The following is a 22400-nucleotide window of genomic DNA, read 5'->3' on the forward strand; positions in this document are numbered from 1 at the left end:
GTCCTGGCGCCCCCGAAGGCGCGACGGGCGCACTCCGGTGCGGGCGCCGCGCGGGCGCACCCGGCCGGGTGCGCCCGCGCGGTCGTCCCCGGCTTCCGCTCAGCCGGTGGCGCGCACGGCGTCGATCACGATCCGCGCGACCGCCTCGGGCTGCGAGAGGGCGACGGCGTGCGAGGCGCCGTCGAGTTCGACGACGGTCGCCGCGGCGCGTTCGGCGCCGAAGCGCTCGACGTCGGGGTCGATGGCCCGGTCGGCGCCGGCCACCAGGGCCCAGGACGGCTTGGACTTCCAGGCCGCCGCCGCGGCCTTCTCGGCGAACACCCCCAGGGCGAGCGGACGCTGGGCCGCCGCCAGGACCTTCGTCACCTCTTCCGGCAGATCGGCGGCGAAGACGGAGGGGAACGCCTTCTCGGCGATGGTGACCTCGGTGGCCCGGTCGCCCTCGGCGGTGGGGTAGGACCACTCCTCGAGGTTGCTCACCAGGGGCGAGTCGGGGAAGCGGCCCTGCAGTTCGCCGAGGCTCTCGCCCTCGTCCGGGACGTAGGCGGCGATGTAGACGAGGCCGACGACGTTCTCGGCCGTCCCGGCGACGGTGATGACCGCGCCGCCGTAGGAGTGGCCGACCAGCACGACGGGGCCGTCGATCCGCGCGGCCACGGAGGCGATGTAGGCGGCGTCGGCGGCCAGGCCGCGCAGCGGGTTCGGCGGCGCGAGGACCGGGACGCCGGCGCGCTGGAGCCGGTCGATGACCCCGGACCAGCCGGCCGCGTCGGCGAAGGCGCCGTGGACCAGGACGGCGGTGGGGGTGGGACGGGAAGCGGACATGGCCGGATGTTCTCCTCGGGGCTCTCAGGCGGTGTGCAGGGCGGCGCGCAGGACGCCGGCGGCCTGGGCGACGGCGGCCCGGGCGGCGTGGGTCTCGCGCAGGGCGTCGAGCATGACGAAGTCGTGGATGACGCCCTGGTAGCGGACGGCGGTGACGGCGACGCCGGCCTGGCGGAGCTTGGCCGCGTAGGCCTCGCCCTCGTCGCGCAGCACGTCGGCCTCGGCGGTGACGACCAGCGCCGGCGGCAGCCCGGTGAGCTGCTCGGTGGTGGCGCGCAGCGGCGAGGCGGTGATCTCGGCCCGCTCCGACTCGCTGGTGGTGTACTGGTCCCAGAACCACCGCATGCCGTCGCGGCGCAAGAAGTAGCCCTCGGCGAACTGGTGGTAGGAGCCGGTGTCGAAGCTCGCGTCGGTGACGGGGTAGAACAGCACCTGCTGCGCCAGCGGAAGTCCGCCGCGCTCCTTGGCCATCAGCGTCAGCGCGGCGGTCATGTTGCCGCCCACCGAGTCGCCGGCGACGGCCAGTCGCGTGCCGTCCAGACCGTGGGCGCCGCCCTGTTCGACGATCCACCGGGCGACCGTGTAGTTCTGCTCGACGGCCACGGGGTAGCGGGCCTCGGGCGAGAGGTCGTACTCGGGGAAGACCACGGCCGCCTCGGCGCCGACGGCCAGTTCGCGGACGAGCCGGTCGTGGGTGTGGGCGTTGCCGAAGACCCAGCCGGCGCCGTGGATGTAGAGGATCACCGGCAGGGTGCCGGTGGCGCCGGCGGGACGGACGACGCGGGCGCCGACGCTGCCCGTGGGGCCGCCGGAGACGGTGACCCACTCCTCGTCGACGGCCGGCTTGTCGACCGGCCCGGACTGCACCTCGTCGACCGCCTTGCGACCCTCGGCGGGCGGCAGTTCGAAGAGGTAGGGCGGATTCGCCGTCGCCTCGGCGAAGGCCGCGGCCGCGGGTTCCAGTACCGGCTGAACCGGCTCGGCAGCATGGGACACAGCTATCTCCTGATGATTCACGGGGCGCCGGTGCCTCCGGCGGAATCGGCCCGGATCGTGCTCGCCGCACGGTTTCCCGGAGTCCGTCGTCCGCCACGTTAGGGGCCGTGCGGCCGCGCCGATTGCCCGGCAGCGCACCGCGCTTTCTCTCCCAGCGCACCGGCCCGGGAAGCGGGAGAGAACGAACAGCGCGCCGGATGCCGTGCATGCCGCACGAAGTGCGCTGACGGAACGCGGCCGGTGCGCTCACGGAACACAGTCGCCGGCCGGGCCTGCCTACGTTGACGGCGCAACAGCGGCGGCGCATTCACGACAATGCGCTTTCAGGAGGGGGTTTCACAAAGTGGCAGCGATGCCGGTCGGCGGTCTGGTTCCCCGGGCCGCCGACGACGCCGCGGAACTGGTGGTCCGCAACGCGAAGATCCACACGGGCGACCCGGACCGGCCGGCGGCCGGGGCGGTCGCCGTCCGGGACGGCGTCATCACCGTCGTCGGCGACGACCGGGACGTGGCGCCGCACATCGGCCCCGCCACCAGGGTGGTCGACGCGCTCGGCAGGCGCGTGGTCCCGGGGCTCAACGACGCGCACCTGCACGTGATCCGCGGGGGCCTCAACTACGTGCTCGAACTGCGCTGGGACGGCGTTCCGACACTGCGGGAAGGGCTGGCGATGCTGCGTGAGCAGGCCGCCCGGACGCCGAAGGGCCAGTGGGTGCGCGTGGTCGGCGGCTGGTCGGCGGAGCAGTTCGCCGAGCGGCGGCTGCCGACCGTGGCGGAGCTGAACGCCGCGGCCCCGGACACTCCCGTGTTCGTGCTGCACCTGTACCAGTCGGCCGTGCTCAACCGCGCCGCGGTCGAGGCGGTCGGACACGGCAAGGACACGCCCGACCCCCCGGGCGGCCAGATCGTCCGCGGGCGGGGCGGCGAGCCGACCGGCATGCTGCTGGCCGCGCCCAGCGCGCTGGTGCTGTACTCGACCCTGGCCAAGGCGCCGGTGCTGGAGGGCGAGGACCGTAGGACCTCGACCCGGCACTTCCTGCGGGAACTGAACAGGTTCGGACTGACCTCGGCGATCGACGCCGCCGGCGGATTCCAGAATTTCCCCGACAACTACTCCACCGTCATGGAACTGGCGCGGGCCGGACAGCTCTCGCTGCGGATCGCCTACCATTTGTTCCCGCAGACGGCCGGTCAGGAGATCGACGACCTCGCCCGCTGGATCAGTACGGTGCGGCCCGAGGACGGCGACGAATGGCTGCGCCTGAACGGGGCGGGAGAGAATCTCACCTGGGCCGCGGCCGACTTCGAGAACTTCGCCCAGCCACGCCCGGAACTCACCGCGGACTACGAGGTGGATTTCGAGAAGGCGGTACGCCTCCTCATGGAGAACGGCTGGGGATTCAGGCTGCACGCCACCTATGACGAGACGATCCGCCGCGATCTGGCGGTGTTCGAGAAACTCGCCGCGGAAGGTCTCTTCCCGGCCGGGAACCGCTGGCTGTTCGACCATGCCGAAACGGTTCGTCCGGACAGTCTGGACCGCATCGCCGCGCTCGGCGGAGCGGTGTCCGTGCAGAACCGGCTCTCCTTCCAGGGCGAGGCGTTCCTGCGCCGCTACGGCGCCGGGGTCGCCGCCGACTCCCCGCCGATCGGGGCCATGCTGGAACGCGGGCTGACCGTGGCCGCCGGCACGGACGCCACCCGTGTCTCCACCTACAACCCCTGGGTCGCCCTGCACTGGCTGGTCAGCGGCCGCACGGTCGGGGACCTGGCGCTGCGCCGGCCGTCCCACCGTCCGGGCCGGCGGACGGCCCTGGAGCTGTTCACCCGCGCCGGCGCCCGGCTGACCGGCGAGGCCGACGTCAAGGGCAGGCTGCGGCCGGGGAGTTACGCCGACCTGGCGATCCTCTCCGAGGACTACTTCACGGTCCCGGAGCCGGAGATCCCGCACATCGAGTCGGTGCTGACCGTCACCGGCGGCCGGATCGTGTACGCCGCCGCCGAGTACGAGGGCCTGGACGAGGAACTGCCTCCCGTCAGCCCCGCGTGGAGCCCGGTCGCGCACTTCGGCGGGTACCGGAGCACACCGGGGACGGAGCGCCGCGGCGTGCGCCAGGCCGAGTCGCTCGGCGAGGCGGTCGCCGAGTCCGAGCGGCACCGCCGGTGGCGGGTCGGGCGCGGTCTCACCCCGGAGGGCACTGCCCCCGTCTTCGACCCCTGCTTCGTCCTGTGAACGTCCCCGGCGCCACCACGGCGCCGGCCTGAGGGCCCCGGCCCCGGCCCGCCGTCGACGGCGGCTTCCGGCGGCCTCCCTCTCCTCCCGGCCTCCCGGAAGGGGCCCGGCCCGATGCCGCCCCTTCCGGGACACCACCACCGATTCCCGTCGCCGGGACGGTTCCCACCGGCGCGGACGCCCGTGCGCGCCCGTACCCAGAAAGGCACGCCACCACCATGACCGACATCTCCGAGGTCACCACCGCCCCCAGCCCCGACCTGCTCACCCCCGACAACTGCGCGGTGCTGTTCGTGGACCACCAGCCGCAGATGTTCTTCGGCACCGGCAGCGGCGACCGCACCGCGATCATCAACGCCACGACGGGCCTGGCCAAGGCCGCGAAGGTGTTCGACGTCCCGGTCGTGCTGAGCACCGTCGCCGCCGAGTCCTTCTCCGGCCCGATCATGCCGCAACTCCCGGCGGTCTTCCCCGACCACGAGATCATCGACCGCTCGACGATGAACGCCTGGGAGGACGTCGCCTTCGTCGAGGCGGTCAAGGCGACCGGCCGCCGCAAGCTCGTCGTCGCCGGACTGTGGACCGAGGTGTGCGTCGTGCTGCCCACGCTCTCCGCGCTGGCCCAGGGCTACGAGGTCTACGTCGTCACCGACGCCTCCGGCGGCGTCAGCCCGCAGGCCCACGAGCACGCCGTGCAGCGCATGATCCAGGCCGGCGCGGTGCCGGTGACCTGGGTGCAGGTGCTGCTGGAGCTCCAGCGGGACTGGGCGCGCACCCGGACGTACGCCGCCGTCACGGACGTGGTCAAGGAGCACGGCGGCGCCTATGGCCTCGGCCTCCTCTACGCGCAGGCCTTCATCGGCGCGCACGCCGCCGGCTGATCCGCCCGCGCGGATTCGCACGGCAGCAGTCACCGAGTCAGGAACAGGCAGGAACACGGACACGATGAACACTGGACTGTTGGTCCTCCGGCTGGCGGTGGGGTTGCTCGTCGCCGGGCACGGGGTGCAGAAGGTGAGCTTCCACCTGGGGGGCGCGGGCCTCGCCGGGGGAACCGAGGAGTTCCGTCACGACGGCTTCCGCGGTGGCCGGCTGACCGCGGTCGTGGCGGGCGGCAGCCAGATCGGGGCCGGCCTGTTCCTGGCCGCGGGGCTGCTGACGCCGCTCGCGGCGATGGCCGCGGCGGGCGTCATGACGGTCGCGGGCACGGTCAAGCTGCCCAAGGGGCTGTGGGTGCAGAACGACGGGTACGAGTACCCGCTGGTCCTCGTGCTGGTCTCGGCCGCCCTGGCCCTGACCGGGCCCGGCCGGTGGTCCCTGGACGAGGCCGCAGGACTCACGCCGTGGCCGCTGTGGACCGGCGTCGCCGCCGTCGTGGCCGGCCCGGCGAGCGGACTGCTCACCCGTGCGGTGCTGCACCGGCCGTCCGCCGCGCGGGAGGGGGCACGCCGTGCGCGCGCTGCTGGCTGACGCGGTCCGCACCCTTTCGCCGCGCGGAGAGGAGCGCCACGGGCCGCTCCCCCCGCTGATGCTGGTCCTGACCGTCGTCACCGGCCTGGTCGACGCGGTGAGCTATCTGGCCCTCGGGCACGTCTTCGTCGCCAACATGACCGGCAACGTGGTCTTTTTGGGCTTCGCGCTCGCGGGCGCCGAGGGCCTGTCCGCGGTGGCGTCCGTCGTCTCGCTGGCGTCCTTCCTCCTCGGGGCGCTGGCGGGCGGGCGGCTCGGCTCCCGGTACGCCGGGCACCGCGGGCGCCTGCTGCGGGCGGCCACGGCCGTACAGGTGCCGCTGATGGCGGTGGCCGCGGCCGCCGCCGCGTCGGCGGGCGGCGATGTGGGCACCGGAGTGCGGTACGCCCTCATCGTCCTGCTCGGGCTCGCCATGGGGCTCCAGAACGCGGTCGCCCGGCGCCTGGGGGTCCCGGACCTCACCACGACCGTGCTGACCCTGACGCTGACCGGGCTGGCCGCGGACTCCGCTCCGGCCGGCGGCGCGGGGCCGCGGCCGGGACGCCGGACGCTGTCCGTCCTCGCGATGTTCCTCGGCGCCCTCGGCGGGGCCCTGCTCGTCCTGGGCGGGCATCTCGTCCTCGCCCTGCTGCTCGCCCTGCTGCTCCTCGCCGCGACCTGCCTGGCCGCCCACCGGCTCTCGGCGGCCGACGCCGCGTGGGTGCGGCAGCAGCCCTGACGGCGCCCTCGGCCCACCCGAAAGGCCGGGCCCGTACCTCGGTACGGGCCCGGCCTCGTGGGTCACCATGGGCGCGGGTCAGGCCTGGTCCCCGTTGCGCAGCCAGCTCAGGACGTCGGGGGTCACCGGATCGGTGATGTCGGCGAACTCACCGTGCTTGGTCAGGTACTTGGCCACGTACGGGCACACCGGCACGATCCGCAGGCCCTGGGCGCGTACGTCGGCGAGGGCGTGTCCGACCAGCTGTGCGGCCAGGCCGCGGCCGGCGAAGGCGTCGCCGATCTCGGTGTGGTAGAAGACGCGCTGCTCGCCGCGGTCGCGGAAGGCCGTCAGACCGGCGCGCTCCCCCTCGACCAGGATCTCGTAGCGGTGTCGGTCGTCCCTGCGCTCGACGGTGGGTTCGGTGGCGGGCCGGGTCATCGTTCTTCCTCTCGGTCGGTGACGGGTTCAGCGGCGCGGCGGGTTGCGGCGCGGCCTGATGGTGGCGTTGGGCAGGGCGGGGGCGGGCAGGCGGCCGGCGGGGCAGCCCTCGACGACGCCGAACCGGTCCGAGCCGTCCTCCCACTCCTGCCGGGCCCGGACGATGTCGTCGTGGTCGCGTCCGACGAAGTTCCACCACATGACGATCTCCTCCTCGAAGGGGGTGCCGCCCAGCAGAACGGTCCGGGCGGGTTCGGCGGACTCGTTGCGCAGCGTCAGCGCCCTCTCGCCGGGACCGGCGTATCCCAACTGCGCCGGACGGAGCACGGTCCCGGACAGGCGCACGTCGCCGCGGTCCACGAGGAGCCCGTGTTCGAAGCGGGGGTCCACGGCGAGGGTGAGCGAGGCGTACGGGCCGAGGGTGATCTCGGCGCCGAGGAGGGGGGTGAAGGTCCGCACCGGCGAGACGGATCCGGCCAGTTCTCCGAGGAACACCCTGATCTCGGCGCCCTCGGTCCGCACGGGCTCGGGCACGTGGTGCCGGAAGTCGCGCGCGGTGTGCCGGTGCTCCTCCGGCAGCGCCACCCACAGCTGCACGCCGTGCAGGACGGTGGTCCGCCCGGTGGAGAACTCCGAGTGGCTGATGCCGTGTCCGCCCGTCATGAGGTTCAGCTCGCCCGGCCGCACCAGGGCGTGGCTGCCGAGGCTGTCGCGGTGTTCGATCTCCCCGCTGAACAGCCAGCTCACCGTCTGCAGCCCGGTGTGCGGGTGCGGGGCGACGCGCATGCCTCCGGTGCGAGCGACGTCGTCGGGGCCGTAGTGGTCGGCGAAGCACCAGGCGCCGATCAGGGGCCGGGACCGCTGCGGCAGCGTACGCCGCACCGTCATGGCGCGCGGGCCGCCCAGGGGCACGTCGCGCGGGGTCAGCACCTCGATCCCTCCCCGCGCCCCGCCCCCGTCCGGCCCGCCCTCCCGGGCCATGTCCACCGTCTCCGCTTCCGTCCTGCTCATCGAGCACCACCTTTCACCGTCATGATACTTTCATATTCAACAACTTTTGGCGCCGTCAACAGCGATCACGTCCGGAGGAATTCCGCGTTGAGCAGCACCGCACCCGGGCCCGCGGCCCGGCGGATCTTCATCGACAAGCAGAGCCCCGACGCCTACGACGCGCTGGTGCGCACCTCGGAGGCGGTGCGGAAGGTCGCCGCCGGGGCGGGACTCGACCGGTCCCTGGTGGAGCTGGTCAACCTGCGCGTGTCCCAGATCAACGGCTGCGCCTACTGCCTGCACGTCCACACCCGCGCCGCCCTGCACGCCGGCGAGACGACACAGCGCCTCGGCGTGCTGGCCGCCTGGCGGGACACCGAGGTGTTCACCCCCGCCGAACGCGCGGCGCTCGCCCTCGCGGAGGCGACCACCGAGCCGGCCGCCGGCGCCGCGCACGACGCCGCCTACGCGGCCGCCCGCGACGTGCTCACCGACGACCAGGTCTCCGCGGTGATCTGGATCGCGGTCACCATCAACGCGTTCAACCGGGTGTCGGTCATGAGCAGGCATCCGGTGCGCCCCGAACGGTGACACGCAAGGCCGTCGCAGGTGACGCGGGCGCCGTCGGACGAGGCTAGTGCCGCAACAGGCGACGTTCGCCCCGTCGCGACGCCCGGCACGCCTCCCCCAAGCTCTTCGAGCAGGGGGACCCCCACTCGCCGCACCGGCCGAAAGCCCGAGTACGTCCAGTACCAGGGCTTCCGGCCGGCACGGCGAGAGCACGCACCGGACGCCGCTCCTTGACGGGCAAACGTCACCTGCCGCGACACTAGTGCGCCGCGGGACGGCGCCTGGCCCGTCCGCGCACGGACACCGCACCAGGAGCGCACGGCTCCCACCGCGCCGCGCACGGTGCGCTCAGGGGCGCCACCGCATGCGCTCGCGGGCAAACCGTCCCTGGTCACAGCCCCTAGCGTCCCTCGGGTACACACAGCGAGGCCCCGCAGGAGGCACCCCATGAGCACGGTCACCCGGTCCCAGAGCAGCCAGCCGTGGCTGCATCAGAAGGGCGCGGTCATCCAGGAGTTCGGGACCGTCAAGCAGTTCCCCCTGGGGCTGTCCCACGACGCCCGCATGTACTCCTGCCAGCGCCTGAACAAGGTCCTGGCGGACACCCAGATCCTCTACGGCCTGTACAAGAAGCACCACTGGCTGCTGCGCGGCGCGACCTTCTACCAGCTGCACCTGCTGCTGGACAAGCACGCCGGGGAACAGCTCGCCCTCGTCGACACGATCGCCGAGCGGGTCCAGACGCTGGGCGGGGTGGCGGTGGGCGATCCCCGGCACGTCGCCGAGATCACCTCGATCCCGCGGCCGCCGGACGGCGTGGAGGAGGTCCCCGCCATGCTCTCCCGTCTGCTGGAAGCGCACGAGGCGATCCTGACGCAGGCGCACGACGCGGCCGCCCGCGCCGCCGGCCTGGGTGACGACGGCACCAACGACCTCCTGGTCTCCCAGGTGATCCGCACCGGCGAGCTCCAGGCCTGGTTCCTGGCCGAGCACCTGGTCGACACCCCCCTGGTGCGGACCTGACCCCTGCCGCACGGAAAGGGCCGTGACCTGCGGCTCCACCCGTTCCTCCTACAATCGTGCCGACCGTGCTCGGGGCGAGCGACGGCGTAGGGCGGGAGGACCGGGTTGGCCGGCGGGCAGGAGGCGTTCGGAGCGCTGCTTCGGGAACTCAGGATCGCCAGATCGCTGACGATCGAGGGCCTCTCCGAGGCGTCGGGCGTCAGCGTCAGGGGCGTCGGGGACCTGGAGCGGGGCCGGCGGGCGGCCCCGCAGCGGCGCACCGTGGCCGCGCTCGCTGACGGCCTCGGGCTCGACGAGGCCGAGCGGGAACGTCTCCTGGCCTCCGCCAGGAGCGGACGGAGCCCGGCCTACCGCCCGGCGGGGGTACGCGCCTTCCCCCGCGGCGTCGACGACTTCGTCGGCCGGGCCCGCGAGCTGGAGCGGCTCACCGAACTCGCCGAGCGCACCGCCGCCCGCGCCCCGTCCCACGGAAGCGGCGGTGGCGGGACGGCGCACCCGGTCGTGGTGGCCGTCTCCGGGCCCCCCGGCACCGGGAAGACCACACTCGCGCTGCACGCCGGCCGCCGGTTGGCCGACCGCTTCCCGGACGGCCAGCTGGTGCTGGACCTGCGCGGCACCGACGAGAGCCCGCCCGCACCGGCCGAGCTGCTGCTCCTCGTGCTCAAGGCCTTCGGCGTGCCCGACCGCGACCTCGCGAAGGCGGGGCCGGAGGGTCACCCCGGGCTGTACCGGCAGCTGCTGGCCGAGCGGCGGAGCCTGCTGGTCCTCGACAATGCCCGGGACGAGGCCCAGGTGCGCCCGCTGCTGCCCGGGACCGGCGCGGGCATGGTCGTGGTGACCAGCCGGCGGATGCTGACGGGCCTGGAGAGCGTGCACCGGATGCCGCTGGGCGAGCTGGGCTTCGAGGAGGCCACCGCGTTCCTCTCCTCGCTCGTCGGCACCGAGCGCGCCGCGGCCGATCCCGCGGCCCTCGCCGACGTCGCCCGGCGCTGCGGGCGTCTGCCGCTCGCGCTGCGGGTGGCCGGCAACTGGCTGGCGACCCGCACCGGCTGGACGGTGCGCCGGCTGGCCGACCGCCTCGCCCTGGAGGAACGGCGACTGGACGTGCTGTCCGCCGGTGACGTCCGGGTGGCGGCCGCCTTCGACCTGTCGTACCGTCAGCTCACCCCTCCCGCCGCGCGCATGTTCCGGCGGCTGTCGCTGGTGCCGGGGCCGGACGTGAGCGCCGCCTGCGCGGCCCGGCTGACCGGCCAGGAGCTGTTCGACGCCGAGGACACCCTGGAGGAGCTGGTCGAGACCGGGCTGCTCGGCACGGACCGCGACCGCTACCGCCTGCACGACCTGCTGTGCCTGTACGCCCGCGCCCGGCTGGCGGCGGAGGAGGGGGCCGCGAAGGCCGACGGGGCACGGGCGAGCATGTACCGGTGGCTGCTGGAGACGGCCGTCGTGGCGGGCCGCTGGTACGAGCCGGACCACGGGGCCCCGCCGGCGTCCTGGCAGGGCACGGTCGATCTGTCCAGCGCCGACCGGGCGCGCGCGTGGCTGCAGGCCGAGGGGACCAACTGGCTGGCCGCGCTGCGTGCCGCCGCCGCGGCGGGCGAGCACACCACGGTGGTGGAGGTGGCCGAGTCCCTGCACTGGTTCTCCGACCAGTGGATCTTCTGGGGGCACTGGCACGAGATATTCGACACCGCCGCCCGCTCCGCACGGGCCCTCGGGGATCCGCTCCTGGAGGCGACCCAGCTCAACTACCACGCCTGGTCCCTGCTGCTGTGCGAGGGCCGCCCGCGGGACGGTCTCGTCAGGTCCGAGCAGGCCCTGGCCGCCGCCGAACGCTCGGGCGACCTCGAACAGCAGGCCTGGGCCCACCACTACACCGCCTGGGCCCACCGCCTCCTCGACCGGCCCGAGCGGGGGGTCGCCCACAACGAGCGGGCCGCCCTTCTGTTCGAGGCCGCCGGTGACCTCCACGGCCTCCTGCAGTGCATGCACACCCGCGCGCTGCTGCTGGGAGGACAGGACCGCCACGAGGAGGCCATCGTGGCCTACCGGTCCATGCTGACCTGGCTGGAGGAGGCGGGCGCCGGCATCGAACCGCACGCCGCCGGGATGACCCGGCTCGGCGTGCACGGGGGCATCGGCACGAGCTGCACGCGGCTGGGCCGGTGGGACGAGGCCGTGTCCCACCTGCGGATCGCCCTCGACCTGTGCCGCGCCGGCGGCAACACCGCGCTGGAGAGCCGCCACCTCATCCATCTGGGCGAGGCCCTGCTGGCCGCCGGGAGGACGGCGGAGGCGCGCGAGGCACTGGCCGGCTGCCTCGCCCTCGGTCCGGACGCCGACCCCCGGTGCGTCGCCGAGGCCCGCGAACGGCTCGCCCGCCTGGACACGGACTGAGCGCCCGCCCGCGCGGCACACCCGGCCGGTCGCCGTCCGCCGCGCGTCCCGTCCCCGCACCGCACGCCGTGGGGCGATGCCCCTCACGGTAGGCCGTGGCGCCGTGCGCGGCCTGTCCCTCCAGCGCACTGTCCTGTTCCGTCGGCGCACAGCCGGAAGGCGCGCCTGTTGACCTGCGCTTTCTGCCCATTTCCTGCCTGGAGCAACGGGCGGGCCCACTGATTGGCTGACCGTGGCGGGGAACGGGACGGCGCTGCCGCCGTTCACACCTGGCCGGTCCGCGCGTGCAGCGGCTCCAGGTCTCCGCCGGTACCGCACGGGTGGAGAGGAGAGCCAGGTGAGCCTGGTGCTGACGACGGATTCCGTCCCCGACGAGGAGAAACTCGGCTACTGGCGCGCCGCGGTGAGCAAGGCGCTGGTGCCGATGGCCGTCACACCGCGGGGCGGCGGACCGTTCGCCGGCCGGGTCGCCGCCGGCCGGCTCGGATACGTCAGGGTCTGTTCCGTCGAGGCGGACGCGCAGCGCACGAGCCGCACCGCGGCGCACATCGCGCGCTCCCCCGAGTCCTTCGTGGCCGTGGCCCTCCAGATGCGGGGCACCGCGGCCCTCGTCCAGGACGGCCGGCACACCGCCGTCGGCGAGCGGGACATCGTCGTGTACGACACCGCCCGCCCGTACTCCCTGGACTTCCCCGAACGGTTCTCCGCCCGTGTCGTGCACCTGCCGCGTCGGGCGATCGGTCTGCCGGACGAGCGGCTCCGCCGGATCACCGGCACCGTCGTCGACACCTCGGACGGCATCGGCTCGGTGCTGATGCCCTTCCTGGCCACCCTGGTCGCCTCGGCGCACACGTGTGCCCCGGCCGTCGCCGGGAAACTGGCCGCCACCGTCGTCGACTTCTTCGCCACGCTCGTGGCCGAGCGCACCGGGCCCGGTGACGAGGCGGGGCCGGACGGCGCGCGTCGGCAGCTGGTGCGGCGCATCCGCGACCACATCGACCGCAACCTGGCCGACCCGGCCCTCTCCCCCCAGGCGGTCGCGGCGTCGCTCCACATCTCCGTGCGCTATCTGCACCGCGTCTTCGAGGACGAGGGCGTCACCGTCCACCGGCTCATCCAGCGGCGCCGGCTGGAGGAGAGCGCCCGCGAACTGGCGCGCGGCGGCGCGAACGCCCCGACCGTGTCCGCGGTGGCCCAGCGATGGGGGTTCGTCAGCCCGGCGCACTTCAGCCGGGTCTTCCGCACCTCCTACGGCCGCTCCCCGCTCGAATGGCGCCGGCTGCGCGCCTCGCCGGACGCCCGGGCCTCCTCGACGGCGGCGGTCGCTCAGGAGGAGCCGTCCCGCGCTTCGGGCAGCCCTTCGCTGGTGACGAAGTAGAAGACGGGCAGGGCGACGAAGACCGCGATCGCCAGCAGCGGCGCGACGAACACCCCGAGAAGCCCGGCGGCCGTGTAGGCGAGCGCTCCCGTCCACGAGCGGATCCGCCCGTGCCGTACGTAGGCGTCCTCCACGTCGGGGTGCAGCAGCTCGGGCCGGCGGGCGAGCTGCCGGTAGAGGGCCACCCAGCTCAGGCACATCGTCGCGGCGAGGCCGGCGTAGAGGGCGACGGCGACGCGTGCGTCGGCGTCCGTGAGGTCGGCCTGCAGCGCGTCCGCGACCACCGCGGTGGGGAAGGAGAGCGCCCCCGTGGTGAGCAGGAGGAACAGGTTGGCCGCATGCAGGCCGCGGTCCATGGTCCGGATGCGGACGAAGGCCTGGTGGTGGTTGAGCCAGATCACCGCCACGTAGCCGAAGGAGGCCAGGTAGCCGAGGTAGGCCGGCCACTGGGCCAGCAGGGCGCGGCCGAGGCCGCCCGGTCTGTGCGGCGGGTCGGCGAGGTTGAGGACCAGCAGCGTGACGGCGATGGCGAACACCCCGTCGCTGAAGGCCTCGGCCCGGGTGGTCTCGGAACGGGAGAACTTGCGGGGCCGGGTGGGGGACAAACTGGCTCCTGGAGTACGCGGTTCGGGGCACAAGTATCCGTGCGGTCCCCCTCGTGGCGTCATGGGCCAGGGGGCGGAGTGCGCTCCCGGACAAGAAGAGGGCGCGGACGGAGCACACGGTCCCGTCGGCGGCTCTCACACGTGCGGCCGTGGGCCCGGCGGGCTCGTGGCGCTCCGCGGGCTCATGTGACGGCCCCGTCCGTGGCGCCGGCGGTGATGTGACGTTGCGCGAGGGCGAGCAGCACGGCCGAGGGGATCGAGGCGAGGACGGCGGTGGCCATGACGGCGTTCCACCGGTCGGTGTGGGCGCCCAGGTACTGGTAGATGCCCAGGGTGACCGGCTGCACGTCCCCGGTGGTGGTCAGCGTGAGGGCGAAGAGGAAGTCGCTCCAGCTGAACAGGAAGGTGAAGACCGCCGCGGTGACCAAGGTGTTCACGCTCAACGGGAGGACCACACGGCCCAGGACGCGCAGCCGCCCGGCGCCGTCCACGCGCGCGGCCTCGATGATCTCCCGCGGGATGTTCCGCATGGACGACCGCAGGATGATGATCGCGAAGGGGACACCGGCGGTGGAGTCGGCGAGGATCAGCCCGAGGCGGGAGTCGACGAGTCCCAGGTCGCCGTAGGCGCTGTAGAGCGCGTCGGCCACGGCGATGCCCGGGACGGTCTGCGCGACCAGGACGCCGAGGAGCACCAGGTCGGCGCCCCGGAGGGTGAACCGGGCCAGTGCGTAGGCGGCGGGGACGGCGAGCGCGAGGCTGAACACGACGCTGCCGAGGGCCACGACGAGACTGGTGACGAGGTTGCGTCCCTGGTCGCGCAGGGCGGTGGCGTAGCCGCTGAGGTCCGGGTGGGAGGGGAACCAGCCCGCCCGCAGGGCGTTTCCCGTCGGCTGCAGGGAGGCGTCGACCATCCAGTAGACGGGGAACAGCATCACCGCCAGCAGGAGGATCCCGATGACGGTGGACGGCCAGGTGCGGCGGGGTGTGCGTTTCACCGGTTCCGCTCTCAGGTGTCGCGGGCGCGCCGGACGGCGCGGAGGTGCAGGAGCGCGAAGGCGAGCGAGAGGACGATCAGCACGTTGCCCATCGCGGCGCCCTCGCCGAACGCGAACTGGCGGAAGGACAGTTCGTAGGCCCGGGTGGCGAGGGTCTCGGTGGCGCCGGCCGGTCCCCCGCCGGTCAGCACGAGGACGACGTCCAGGGCCCTGAGCGTGTAGACCGCGCCCAGCACCAGCACGACGCCGGCCACGGGCCGCAGCAGGGGCCAGGTGACATGGCGGAAGGCGGCCACCGGCCCGGCGCCGTCCAGCCGCGCCGCCTCGTGGATCTCCGCGGGGATGTCCTGGAGCCCGCTGTAGAGGATCGTGGTGTTGAAGGGGACGCCGACCCCCGAGCGGCGCGCCGCCGTTGCTCTTCTCCGCCTTCGCCGCCTCGGTCCGGGACGGCGGGGCGCGGTCAGGAGCCGGCCGCGGTGCGCTGCGCACGCTTCAACGCCTCGGCCGGTGTCCGCTCGCCCGTCAGCGCCGACTGGATCGCGGTGTACATCGCGCTCGCCGCCGCGGGCCACTCGACCCCGAGTTCGCCGGTCCGGGCGCGGGCGCTCTCGGCGCTTTCGACGAAGGCGGCCATGGACGGGACGCGTTCGGCGTACCGCGCGGCCACCGCGGTGCGGGACGGCACGGTGAACCGCTGCTCGGCCTGGTCGAGCATGTGCGCGGGGTCGTTCAGGCACGCGAGGATCCGTGCGGCCTTCTCCTGCCGGGCCTTGGAGCCGCTGCGCGGGAGCGTCCACACCTCGCCGCCCAGCGGTGTGACGGGTCTCTGTCCGGCGTGCGGCACGGGGACGGGCGCCACGCCCCAGTGCAGGTCCTCGGCCTCGTTCATGGCGGGGATCCGCCAGGGGCCGTTGATCATCATGGCCGTCCGGCCGGCGACGAACTGGTCGTGGAGGTCGGCCTGGTTCCAGTTGAGCACCGACCGCGACATGGACCCGCTCTTCACGAGGTCGACCCACAACTGGAGCGCCTGAGCGGCCTGCGGGGTGTCCAGGTGCTTCTCGTCCCCGCCGTTGGACCACAGGAAGGGGAGGTACTGCCAGCTGCCCTCGAAGGTGGCGTCGGCGTCGACCGCCATGCCGTAGCGGCCCGGGCGCGTCAGCCGGGCCGCCGCCGACTTGAGCTCGTCCCAGGTCTTCGGCACGGCGACCCCGGCCCGGGAGAGCATGTCCTTGTTGTAGAAGAGGACGGTCGTGCTGACGGTGGGCGCCAGCCCGTACACCTTCCCCTTGTAGGTGCCGGTCGACAGGATGCCCTCGGCGAAGCCGCCGACGTCGACGTGGTACTCGTCCAGCGGGGTCAGGGCGCCGGTCCGGGCGATCTGCTGGAGGTCGGGGTTGTCGAGCATCAGCAGGTCGGGGAGGGTCCGCGACGACGCCTGCCGCAGGACCTTGGGGACGAGCGACGGCCCCGGAACGCTGCGGTGCTCGACCGTCACCCCGACGGTCGTGGCGCAGTCGTCGAGCCACCGGCTCCACTGGGCGTGTTCGGTCTCGTCGGTGTAGTAGTCGAGCACGGTGACGGAGCCGTCCGCGCCCGGGCCGGCCCCGCCCGCGGCGCCGGCCCCGCAGCCGGCGGCGACCAGCGTCAGAGCGGCGGCGCCCAGGGCGGCCGCGACGCGCCGCGCCGACGGGCCGAGCAGTGAGGTCATGGCGTCTGTTCCCGAGTGACATCTGTGGTGAATGCCGGTCCCGGGAGGTGGAGGACGAGCCCGAGGGTCCCGTGACGACCAGGTCAGCCTAACCGGCGCTCCGTCCCGCGCCTGCCGCCCGGTCCGCCCGGCGGAGCCGGCCGGCCGTCGCCCGCACGGCCGGTGCGGCGGGGCCCCGGGGGGAACGCGCCTCCGTAGGCGGTCAGTCGGCGGGCCGGGCCATGACCAGGTTGGCGAGCTGCACGCGGGAGTTGACCGACAACTTGCGGAAGACGGAGGTGAGGTGGGTGTTGACCGTGTGCGGGGAGACGAAGAGCACCCCGGCGGCCGACCGGTTGGTGTGGCCCTCGGCGACCAGACGTGCCACCTTCCGCTCCGAGACCGTCAGCGCCGCCCAGCCCTGGACGGGCCGCGTGGCCGGCGCCCCCCGGCCGCCGGCCCCCGCCCGGTCCAGGTCGTGCCGCACGTGTGCCGCCGCGGCGTGGGCGCCCGACTCCTCGAACAGGGCGTGAGCCTCGGTCAGAGCGGTCACGGCCCGCGGCCCGCGGCCCGCCGCCAGGAGCGCGCGGCCCAGATCCGCGCCGGCGGCGGCCCGGACGAGGGGGCGGGGGCTCGGCCCGAGCAGGGCCACCGCGCGTTCCAGCAGGGCGACGTCGTCCCGCGCCAGCCCGAGGGCGTGCGCCGCGACGCCGGCCGCGGTGGGCACGGCCGGGTTGCGTCCGGCGTGGGCGGCGGCCTGCTCGGCCAGGTCCTCCGCCAGGTCCTGGTCACCGCCGCGCAGGGCCATGCGCACCGCCGCGTCGACCCAGTCGCGCAGCAGGCGCCAGCGCATGAACATCCCCTCCCGCTGCACCTGCCGGATCCTCTCCACGGCGAGCGCCGGGTCCCCGTCGGCCTCGGCGTGCACGGCTTCCAGGAAGCGCACGGCGGCCGTGTTCCCCGGGTTCGGTTTGACCGCCAGCCGTTCCCGCGCCGCGGTCAGGTGCTGCCGCGCCGCTTCGCGCTCGCCGCGCAGCAGGGCGATCCGGGAGCGGATCACGCGGGAGTTCACCTGCTGGACGGGGACCTGTACGTCCTCCTCCAGGCGCTCCATGGTCGCGAAGCCGGCCTCGGCGTCGTCGAGTCTGCCCAGTCCCAGGTGCTGCTGGGCCTGGGCCCACAGCAGCATCGGCTGACGGGGCGAGGCGGCGTTGTCCGCCGCCCGCAGCAGCAGCCGCTCGCCGGCCCGGAAGTCGTCCAGGTGCTGGCAGGCGACGATCTCTTCGGGCAGGAAGGCGGGATCGACCGCGCTGAGCGCGGCGAAGCGCTCCAGCGCGGCGGCGTTCCGTCCCGCGTTGAGCGCACTCTCGCCGAGCGCGGACAGGGCCAGGACGTGCGCCTCCCGGTCGCCGATCGCGACGGCGGCGCGCAGCGCGCTCTCGCCCGCCACGCGCGCCGCGGTGAGGTCCTCGCCCCGGGACAGGGCCAGCGCGCGCAGGGCGGCCAGCCGCGCCGCGACCTCGGGGTCGGCGCCTCCGACCGCGAGGGCGGTCTCGGTCCGGCGGCGCAGCTCGTCGGCGAGGTCCATGTTCCACAGCGTTCCGCCGAGGGCCGCCTGGAGCCGGCCGTACGCCTTTGGAGCCGGCCGCTGGGCCAGCAGGCCGTCACCGACCGACAGAGCCTGCCGGTTCCGTCCGGCCCGGGTCAGAACGGTGATGGCCTGCTCCCCCACCGCGAAGCCCGACGGCCTGCCGGGCGGCACCAGTTCCATGGCGCGCGTCATCAGGTCGGCCGCGAGTCCCGGTGTGACCGGCAGGATGTCGTCGGCGGCCCGCCGCAGCAGCAGCACCGCCTCCTCGTCGCCCACCTGGGCGCCCTTGAGGATGTGCGGCACCGCGTCGATGGGGCGCCGGCCCGCGGCGAGGAGGTGGCCTGCAGCCTCCCGGTGCAGCGCCTTGCGGGCCGACGGCGGGATGTCGACGTAGACCGCCTGGCGCAGCAGGTCGTGCCGGAACACCAGTCGGTCGCCGTCGTCCTCCAGCAGCCCGGCGCGCACCGCCTCTTCGAGCGGTGCGACGAGCTCGGTGGGCGTCCGGCCGCAGAGCGCGGCGACCTCGGGGAAGCCGAACCGGCGTCCCAGGACCGCTCCCATCCGCAGGAAGCGCAGGGTGGCGGGTCGCAGGGAGTTGAGCCGTGCGCGCACGCCGACGACGAGCCTCGGGTGCACGGGCGTGCCCGAGGCGCCGACGGCCCGCAGCCCGGCGAGCATCTCGACCGCCAGGAACGGGTTCCCGCCGGCGCCGTCGAGCAGGTCGCGCACGCGCTCGTCGACGGCCGGGCCCAGGGTGTCGTCGGCCAGTTGGCCGATGGCGTCACCGGACAGGGGCCCGAGTCGTACCGTGACCGTCGGCAGTTCGCCCGTCGCGGCCGCGACGATCTCCTCCGCCGGGCCGGCGGGTCCCAGCCGCCCGGTCAGCAACCACAGCACCGGCGAGGTCCGCAGGCGTGCCGGGAGCTGCTTGAGGGCGAACCGGCTCAGCGGGTCGGCCCACTGCACGTCGTCGAGGGCGATGAGCACGGGTGCGCGGCCGGCCCTGGCCTCGATCGCCTCCGCGAGGCGTTCGACCAGCCAGATGCGCTGGTCGTGGTTGCGGGCGAGTTCGGCGACGGCGTCGCCGGACAGCAGTGGCTGATCGCCGTGCAGGACGCAGCCCGCCAGCGACGAGAGCGGCACGATGTCGTGCAGTTCGTCGGCCCTGCCGACGCCCACCGAGAACCCGGCCGCCCCGGCCCCGGCGACGACCTCGGCGAGCAGCGTGCTCTTGCCGATCCCGGGCTCCCCCTGGATCAGGGTCAGCGCGCCGCTCGCGGACCGGGCCACCGTGGCGACCAGCGTCCGCAGGCGCGCCAGTTCCTTCTCCCTGCCGCGCAGACCGCTCCGGGACAGCGACCCGCCTGCCCTCGCCACTCGCGACCCTCCCTGTCCGCACGCGCCGGCCGGACTCCGGCTCGACCCGTACCGACCGGCGACTCAGCCGTCACCGTCGAGCGCCGGCGGCCGACGCCCAAGGGCACTCCGGCGGACGCACACGACGCATCGGGGACCACTATCGCAAGCCCGCCCGGACGTCGGCACACCCGGCCCGGAGGGTGGGGCGGCGGCATGGGCCACCTGGCACACAGCGAGCGCCGGGCGCTCGGGCGGCGGCAGGGCGCCCGCGGGCAGGTGGGGTCACGCGGCGCGAGGCCGCATCGCGACGGGCGCGTGCGCGCCGTGCCGGGCCGCGGGGACCGGAGGCGGCGCGCTCCGCGCCGGGACGGCGGGCGCGACGGGCACCGTCACGCCGCCGTGTCTCCCGCCTCGTCGCCGAGGCGGGGGCGCCGGTCGGCCGGGGGTGGGGCGGGGCGGCGGGGCCGCAGGGCCGTGGCGGTTCCGGCCGTCTTCCGCGTCGGACTCGGAGCCGGGGCCGGGGCCGGGGGCGAGGTCGGGGTGGGGGCCGGGGCCGGGGGCGAGGTCGGAATCGGGGCCGGGCCGAGCGTCCTCGTCCCGGAATCCCGCCATTCGGCCGGAGACATCCCGTACGCGGCCCGGAACACCCGGCTGAAATGGGCGGCGCTGGCGAAGCCCCACCGGCGGGCCACCGCGGCGATGGTCCGGTCCGAGGCGGCCTGGTGCGCCAGCTCGCGTCTGCACTCCCGCAGCCGGCGGCGCTGGATCCACCGGGAGACGGTGACGCCCTCCGCCTGGAAGAGCCGGTGCAGGTAGCGCACGGAGATCCGGTGGGCGCGGGCTATGGACTCCGGGGTCAGGTCCGGATCGGTGAGGTGCTCGTCGATGAAGACCTGGATCCGCGGCAGCCACACGCGCGCCGGGCGCCCCGTGTCGTCCGCCTGCCGGTGGAGCCGTTCCTCGGCCAGGACTCCGAGGAGGTCGACCACGTTGCGGGCCAGGGCCTCCGCGGTGGCCGTCGCGTACGTCTCCGCCGTGTCGACGAGCCGGGTCACCAGCGGAGCCAGCAGCGCGCCCGGCACGGTGTCGGGAGGCCCGGGCGCCGCCGTCAGCCGGCGCAGTTCGTCCTCGCCGAGTCCGAGGAGCAGTCGCGGCACGACGAGGCAGTTCACCCGGGAGGCGCGGGCGAACTCCAGCCGGAGCGGTCGGGTCAGATCGCAGAAGACGATCTCGCCCGGCCGCAGCGGCGCCTCGTGTCCGTCCTGTTCGACCGCGGCGAGCCCCTGGGTCAGGAACAGGACGAGCAGGCGCCCGTCGTCGCGCCGGGCGATCAGCCCGGAGGTCCGCCGCACGCTCAGCGGGCCGCCCTCGGCGGTGACGACCCGCAGATGCCCGAGCCGGACGGACCGGACGGTCCGCGGACCTGTCTCGTCCAGGTCGGCGAGGTCGACGGCGTCGAACGTCCGGGACAGGACCGCGCGCCAGGCCTCCCGCGCGCGCCGGGCGGACACCGGCTCCCCGGCGGGCCGGGGACGGGACGTCCCCCTTCCCGGTTCCGGTACGGATGACTCCGGCGACATGATCTCCACCCTTCGGCCTCTGTGCTCTCGCTCCACCGTGCCGAGTGCGGGTGTGCCTGCGCATCGCGTGAACACGCGAGATCCGGAGCATGGGGCCGTCGGGCCGTTCGCCGTGCCGGGCGGAGCGGGACGGGAAGGCGGCGGGCGCGGAGCCCGGGGGGCCGGCCGGGGGCGGTGCGGCGGGCGCGGAACGGCTCAGTGGGCGGTCCAGCCGCCGTCGAGGACGAGCGAGGTACCGGTCACGGCGGACGCCTGCGGGCCGCACAGGTACGCCACGGCCTCCGCGACCTCCTCCGGTTCGATCAGGCGTTTGACCGCGCTGTCCTGCAGGAGCACCTCGGTGAGCACACGGTCCTCGGGGATGCCGTGGGCCTCGGCCTGGTCGGCGAGCTGCCGTTCGACCAGGGGGGTGCGCACGTACGCCGGGTTGACGCAGTTGGAGGTGACCCCGTGCGCCGCGCCTTCGAGGGCGGCGGTCTTGGACAGGCCCTCCAGGCCGTGCTTGGCCGCCACGTACGCCGACTTGTAGGCGGAGGCGCGCAGGCCGTGCACCGAGGAGATGTTGACGATCCGGCCCCACCCCTGGCCGTACATGTGCGGCAGGGCGCCGCGGATGAGCCGGAACGGCGCCTCGAGCATCACGGTCAGCACGGTGTGGAAGACCTCGGGCGGGAACTCCTCGATGGGCCGCACCAGCTGGATCCCGGCGTTGTTGACCAGGACGTCCGCGCCGGCGGCCACCCGCTCGGCGGCGTCCAGGTCGGTGAGGTCGAGCACGTACGGACGCACGGCGCCCGGGAGCGGGGCGGACCGCTCGGTCAGCGCGTCCAGGCCGGCCGCGTCCCGGTCGACGGCTCTCACCTCGGCCCCGGCGGCGGCCAGCCGGAGCGCGCAGGCGCGGCCGATGCCTCCGGCGGCGCCGGTGACGAGCGCGGTGCGACCGCCGAGGTCGAGCGCGGGAGCCTGAGGGGCGGGGAGCGGACGGGGCGGGGTCATGGACCGACCCTAAGCAGCTCCACCGCCCCGCCCCATGGGGGCACGCCCCATGCCTCAGCCGATTTCCGTGGGGTCGAACCACGCGGGCTCGTCGGTCATGGCCTGTTTGATCCGGAACAGGCCGAACTCGTCGAGCCGGGGCAGCGCGTCCACCGTGAACCAGCCCACCTCCAGCGACTCGTCGTCATTGACCCGCGCCTCGCCGCCGACCGCGCGGCAGCGGAAGGTGATGTCCATGTACTGGCAGATGTCCCCGTTGGCGTAGGTGACGGGTTTCAGCGCCTGGGCGAGGACCAGCCGCTCCGCCACGCAGCGCACCGCGGTCTCCTCGTACACCTCCCTGACGGCACAGGCGGCCGGCTGCTCGCCCGGGTCGGGGATGCCGCCGATCACCGACCACTTGCCGGTGTCGGAGCGGCGGCCGAGGAGTACGCGGCCCTCGTCGTCGAAGACGATGGCGGTGACCCCGGGCAGCCACAGCAGCTGGTTGCCGGCGGAGGCCCGGATCGTGCGGATGAAGTCGGGAGTGGCCATGCGGCCGACCCTAACGGGCCACGGCTC

At 74.5% G+C, this 22400-nt stretch carries 20 protein-coding genes; 8 read left to right on the plus strand and 12 right to left on the minus strand.

The genetic code is table 11. From position 1 onward, the window contains the following. Positions 1-99: 99 nt before the first annotated feature. Together ACH5A8_RS15040 and ACH5A8_RS15045 are read right to left on the minus strand one after the other, a co-directional pair. On the minus strand, positions 100-825 hold the full coding sequence (locus ACH5A8_RS15040) for an alpha/beta fold hydrolase (RefSeq protein ID WP_399001866.1): 726 nt from the start codon (positions 823-825) through the stop codon (positions 100-102). 24 nt (positions 826-849) lie between these two features. Then, complete coding sequence (locus ACH5A8_RS15045; RefSeq protein ID WP_399001868.1) at positions 850-1821, minus strand: alpha/beta hydrolase; 972 nt, start codon at positions 1819-1821, stop codon at positions 850-852. Between the two features lie 352 nt (positions 1822-2173). Here ACH5A8_RS15045 and ACH5A8_RS15050 point away from each other — a divergent pair, with 352 nt between their 5' ends. From ACH5A8_RS15050 to ACH5A8_RS15065, 4 genes are all read left to right on the plus strand, one after another. Continuing rightward, on the plus strand, positions 2174-4054 hold the full coding sequence (locus ACH5A8_RS15050; RefSeq protein WP_399002398.1) for an amidohydrolase: 1881 nt from the start codon (positions 2174-2176) through the stop codon (positions 4052-4054). A 218-nt stretch (positions 4055-4272) separates the two neighbouring features. Further along, positions 4273-4935 carry a hydrolase gene (locus ACH5A8_RS15055; protein WP_399001870.1) on the plus strand — a complete coding sequence of 221 codons (663 nt, stop codon included), beginning with the start codon at positions 4273-4275 and terminating at the stop codon, positions 4933-4935. A 64-nt stretch (positions 4936-4999) separates the two neighbouring features. Next, positions 5000-5524: a DoxX family protein gene (locus ACH5A8_RS15060; RefSeq protein ID WP_399001872.1), complete on the plus strand. Its 525-nt coding sequence runs from the start codon at positions 5000-5002 to the stop codon at positions 5522-5524. Beyond that, entirely contained in the window at positions 5505-6242 is a 738-nt protein-coding gene (locus ACH5A8_RS15065) for a YoaK family protein (RefSeq protein ID WP_399001874.1), read from the plus strand. Before ACH5A8_RS15060 ends, ACH5A8_RS15065 begins: the two co-directional genes overlap by 20 nt. A gap of 78 nt (positions 6243-6320) precedes the next feature. On the opposite strand, the gene ACH5A8_RS15070 is transcribed toward ACH5A8_RS15065, so the two are convergent. Both ACH5A8_RS15070 and ACH5A8_RS15075 read right to left on the minus strand, forming a co-directional pair. Continuing rightward, complete coding sequence (locus tag ACH5A8_RS15070; protein ID WP_399001876.1) at positions 6321-6662, minus strand: GNAT family N-acetyltransferase; 342 nt, start codon at positions 6660-6662, stop codon at positions 6321-6323. 27 nt (positions 6663-6689) lie between these two features. Then, positions 6690-7673 (minus strand): pirin family protein, encoded by a 984-nt coding sequence (locus tag ACH5A8_RS15075; RefSeq protein ID WP_399001878.1) that lies wholly within the window; start codon positions 7671-7673, stop codon positions 6690-6692. An 87-nt stretch (positions 7674-7760) separates the two neighbouring features. On the opposite strand from ACH5A8_RS15075, the gene ACH5A8_RS15080 reads away from it, so the two are divergent. The 4 genes from ACH5A8_RS15080 (at position 7761) to ACH5A8_RS15095 (ending at position 13020) form a co-directional block, all read left to right on the plus strand. Next, the gene (locus tag ACH5A8_RS15080; RefSeq protein WP_399001880.1) at positions 7761-8243 is read left to right on the plus strand and encodes a carboxymuconolactone decarboxylase family protein; all 483 of its coding nucleotides are present in this window, start codon (positions 7761-7763) and stop codon (positions 8241-8243) included. Between the two features lie 426 nt (positions 8244-8669). Continuing rightward, positions 8670-9245 (plus strand): Dps family protein, encoded by a 576-nt coding sequence (locus tag ACH5A8_RS15085; protein WP_399001882.1) that lies wholly within the window; start codon positions 8670-8672, stop codon positions 9243-9245. Positions 9246-9350: 105 nt separating this feature from the next. Continuing rightward, entirely contained in the window at positions 9351-11642 is a 2292-nt protein-coding gene (locus ACH5A8_RS15090; RefSeq protein WP_399001885.1) for an ATP-binding protein, read from the plus strand. Between the two features lie 337 nt (positions 11643-11979). After that, a complete protein-coding gene (locus ACH5A8_RS15095) occupies positions 11980-13020 on the plus strand; it encodes a helix-turn-helix domain-containing protein (RefSeq protein WP_399001886.1) in 1041 nt (346 codons plus the stop codon). On the opposite strand, the gene ACH5A8_RS15100 is transcribed toward ACH5A8_RS15095, so the two are convergent. From ACH5A8_RS15100 to ACH5A8_RS15135, 8 genes are all read right to left on the minus strand, one after another. Further along, positions 12969-13625: a TMEM175 family protein gene (locus tag ACH5A8_RS15100; RefSeq protein ID WP_399001888.1), complete on the minus strand. Its 657-nt coding sequence runs from the start codon at positions 13623-13625 to the stop codon at positions 12969-12971. The genes ACH5A8_RS15095 and ACH5A8_RS15100 overlap by 52 nt on opposite strands. 182 nt (positions 13626-13807) lie before the next feature. Beyond that, complete coding sequence (locus ACH5A8_RS15105; RefSeq protein WP_399001890.1) at positions 13808-14623, minus strand: carbohydrate ABC transporter permease; 816 nt, start codon at positions 14621-14623, stop codon at positions 13808-13810. Between the two features lie 11 nt (positions 14624-14634). Next, positions 14635-15195 (minus strand): carbohydrate ABC transporter permease, encoded by a 561-nt coding sequence (locus tag ACH5A8_RS15110; protein WP_399001892.1) that lies wholly within the window; start codon positions 15193-15195, stop codon positions 14635-14637. Beyond that, positions 15084-16334: an ABC transporter substrate-binding protein gene (locus ACH5A8_RS15115; protein WP_399001894.1), complete on the minus strand. Its 1251-nt coding sequence runs from the start codon at positions 16332-16334 to the stop codon at positions 15084-15086. Before ACH5A8_RS15115 ends, ACH5A8_RS15110 begins: the two co-directional genes overlap by 112 nt. Positions 16335-16536: 202 nt before the next feature. Continuing rightward, a complete protein-coding gene (locus ACH5A8_RS15120; protein WP_399001896.1) occupies positions 16537-19281 on the minus strand; it encodes an AAA family ATPase in 2745 nt (914 codons plus the stop codon). Between the two features lie 371 nt (positions 19282-19652). Further along, the gene (locus ACH5A8_RS15125; RefSeq protein WP_399001898.1) at positions 19653-20774 is read right to left on the minus strand and encodes a helix-turn-helix domain-containing protein; all 1122 of its coding nucleotides are present in this window, start codon (positions 20772-20774) and stop codon (positions 19653-19655) included. A 264-nt stretch (positions 20775-21038) separates the two neighbouring features. Further along, entirely contained in the window at positions 21039-21839 is an 801-nt protein-coding gene (locus tag ACH5A8_RS15130; protein WP_399001900.1) for a 3-hydroxybutyrate dehydrogenase, read from the minus strand. 54 nt (positions 21840-21893) lie between these two features. Beyond that, positions 21894-22373, minus strand: coding sequence for an NUDIX hydrolase (locus tag ACH5A8_RS15135; RefSeq protein ID WP_399001902.1), 480 nt, complete (start codon positions 22371-22373; stop codon positions 21894-21896). Positions 22374-22400: the final 27 nt, after the last annotated feature.

The sequence above is a fragment of the Streptomyces sp. NPDC018610 genome, assembly GCF_044391765.1.
Classification (GTDB): Bacteria; Actinomycetota; Actinomycetes; order Streptomycetales; family Streptomycetaceae; genus Streptomyces.

Coding starts and splice junctions, on each gene's coding strand:
- ACH5A8_RS15130 (WP_399001900.1), bottom strand. CDS start 21,839: ATGACCCCGCCCCGTCCGCTCCCCGCCCCTCAGGCTCCCGCGCTCGAC.
- ACH5A8_RS15135 (WP_399001902.1), bottom strand. CDS start 22,373: ATGGCCACTCCCGACTTCATCCGCACGATCCGGGCCTCCGCCGGCAAC.
- ACH5A8_RS15115 (WP_399001894.1), bottom strand. CDS start 16,334: ATGACCTCACTGCTCGGCCCGTCGGCGCGGCGCGTCGCGGCCGCCCTG.
- ACH5A8_RS15055 (WP_399001870.1), top strand. CDS start 4,273: ATGACCGACATCTCCGAGGTCACCACCGCCCCCAGCCCCGACCTGCTC.
- ACH5A8_RS15070 (WP_399001876.1), bottom strand. CDS start 6,662: ATGACCCGGCCCGCCACCGAACCCACCGTCGAGCGCAGGGACGACCGA.
- ACH5A8_RS15050 (WP_399002398.1), top strand. CDS start 2,174: ATGCCGGTCGGCGGTCTGGTTCCCCGGGCCGCCGACGACGCCGCGGAA.
- ACH5A8_RS15060 (WP_399001872.1), top strand. CDS start 5,000: ATGAACACTGGACTGTTGGTCCTCCGGCTGGCGGTGGGGTTGCTCGTC.
- ACH5A8_RS15040 (WP_399001866.1), bottom strand. CDS start 825: ATGTCCGCTTCCCGTCCCACCCCCACCGCCGTCCTGGTCCACGGCGCC.
- ACH5A8_RS15085 (WP_399001882.1), top strand. CDS start 8,670: ATGAGCACGGTCACCCGGTCCCAGAGCAGCCAGCCGTGGCTGCATCAG.
- ACH5A8_RS15075 (WP_399001878.1), bottom strand. CDS start 7,673: ATGAGCAGGACGGAAGCGGAGACGGTGGACATGGCCCGGGAGGGCGGG.